This window comes from Vibrio sp. 2033 (assembly GCF_033339735.1).
On record NZ_JAWOVC010000564.1, the window covers coordinates 1 to 601 of the forward strand.

1 pseudogene is annotated in these 601 nt (G+C 49.3%); it reads right to left on the reverse strand.

Features of this window, described 5'->3' with window-relative positions:
* Positions 1-601: pseudogene (locus R7P74_RS27815) on the reverse strand (hypothetical protein); the annotation flags it as partial.

A 601-nucleotide genomic window follows, 5' to 3' on the forward strand; every position in this document is an offset into this window, starting at 1 on the left:
ATTGAGGCTCAGACAAGCAAAGATTATCGCGCACTGATGCTCGATATCCCCAAAGGCGGTAAAGATCATTCACGGCAAGATTGGATTGTTTCTGCGCCAACAGCATATCGCGCTGTGCATCAGTTAGCTGCTCACTTGCCATAAGAGGAGCAGGAGTAGACGCAGCAACGGGGACTTCCGACATCGGAGTCTTAGGCTTCACTGGCATGTAATTTATTGCAGCCCAGCCGACACCAACCGCTGCCATTACACCAATAGCAGCCGACCCCCAAGCTGGCCATGTAAAAGATTGACGAGGTTTATCTTGCTGGTAAATGTCCGCCTGAAACTGCATGACTTCTTCACAGGCTTGTTGCACCGTCTGTTTATCGACAACGACACTGCCCTGGTGATAACTCATATTCAATGCTTTATCACAAATCAGGTTGATGAGACGCGGAATGCCATGGCTATACTTCGCAATCAACTTACTGGAACTGCGATGAAACAGTTGCTGATCGCCACCAGCCGTGTGCAAACGAAACGCGATGTAATCCGCAGTCTCTTTCTCATCAAGAGGTAACAGATGATAACGGCCAGTGATACGCTGTGCGAGCTGACA